Source organism: Streptococcus mitis (assembly GCF_001579035.1).
In the GTDB taxonomy this organism is placed as follows: Bacteria; Bacillota; Bacilli; order Lactobacillales; family Streptococcaceae; genus Streptococcus; species Streptococcus mitis_J.
In genome coordinates this window covers 236,241-237,856 of sequence record NZ_KQ970287.1, presented here as the reverse complement: position 1 = coordinate 237,856, position 1,616 = coordinate 236,241, and the positions used below count along the sequence as shown (strand labels likewise).

The 1,616-nt window shown below is 40.5% G+C and carries 1 protein-coding gene; it reads right to left on the bottom strand.

Translation table 11 applies throughout. The annotated features are described in order from the left end of the window. Positions 1-43 precede the first annotated feature (43 nt). Entirely contained in the window at positions 44-1,468 is a 1,425-nt protein-coding gene (locus SMIDD26_RS05575) for an NADP-dependent glyceraldehyde-3-phosphate dehydrogenase (RefSeq protein ID WP_061439412.1), read from the bottom strand. Positions 1,469-1,616: the final 148 nt, after the last annotated feature.

The following is a 1,616-nucleotide window of genomic DNA, read 5'->3' as shown; positions in this document are numbered from 1 at the left end:
CGCAAAAAATAAAACCAGGAAAATAATTTCCTGATTTTACATGTTATTTCACATCAAAAACAATGGATTTGACATTTGTCATCGCTTCAATGCTATATTTAATCCCTTGAACACCAGCACCAGAACCTTTGACACCAAGGAATGGGAAATTATCTGGACCACGCTGGGTTTTATTATTAATATGGACTGTTCCCACTTCAAGTTTTTCAGCGATTTCAAAGGCCTTTTTGAAATCATTTGTAAAGACTGAGGATTGAAGGCCGAATTCAGATTCGTTGGCAAAGGCAATTGCTTCTTCTACACTAGCCACACGAATAATTGGTAAAACAGGCCCAAATGGCTCTTCCCATGCTACTTTCATATCTTTTGTAACTTGGTCAAAAAGCACTGGCCAGAGAAGATTGCCCTCACGTTTGATTGGTGTAAGAGCCTGAGCCCCTTTTTCTTGTGCATCCTCAATCAAGCCCCAGATGAAGTCGGCTGAAGCATTGTCAATGACAGGTGTAATATCAGCATTGTCAAATGGGTCACCAACTGTTAATTTAGCAACTTCTGCTTGAAGCAAAGTAGCTAATTTATCTGCTACACTTTCGAGAACAAGAACACGTTTAATGGCCGTGCAACGTTGGCCTGAATAGCTAAAGGCTCCTGCAACAATTTGCTTGGCAGCATGTTCCAAATCTGCATCTTCTAGTACAAGAGCTGCATCTTTTCCGCCAAGCTCCAGCATGATAGGACGCATACCAGCTAAACGACCAATACGTTCTCCGATTGGAGTTGAACCTGTAAAGTTGATGAAGTTGACTTCTTTATGCTCAATGATATAATCTCCAATTTCTGAACCACGACCCGTAATGGTATTGAATACACCTGCTGGAATTCCTGCTTCTTCAAAGGCTTTAGCCAGCAAGAGCCCAGAAATAGAACCTTGTGTTGGTGGCTTAAACATAACCACATTCCCTGCAATCAAGGCAGGTGCTATTTTAGAAGCAGATAAATTAACTGGATAATTAAAGGGAGCAATCGCTAGCACAACACCAACTGGCTCGCGACGGACAACAGCCAGTTTGTTTTTGCTTGCTGCCTCAAAACCGCCACCTTCCATTGCTTGGCCAGTGATACGGAGACCTTCTTCAGCAGCAAAGCGAATCAAGTCTGCGGTACGCACTACTTCTCCAATGGCTGCTTTAATCCCTTTTGCTACTTCTTTGGCAAGGATAGTACCAATTTCTTCCTTATCACGTTCTAAAATAGCTGCTGCTTTATGTAAATAAGCCGCACGTTCAACTGCTGACAAAGCACGCCATGCTGGCAGGGCTGCACGCGCAGCTTTCATAGCCTCATCAACTTCAGCCTGAGTCATGGCTGGAACTGTACCCAATTCTTCTTGATTGATTGGTGAATAAATCGTAATTTCTTGTTCAGATGATTTCCATTTTCCATTTACTAAATTCTGATATCTTGTCAAATTCTCGTCCTCCTGAAAATGATTAAGATATATTTTACCAAATTTTCAGAAAATTACAACCCTTTTTACAATATTTTTGAGATTATTTTCACAAACTTGATTGTTCAAAGTATATTCGATAAAAATAAAAAATCAGACTAAAACTCTT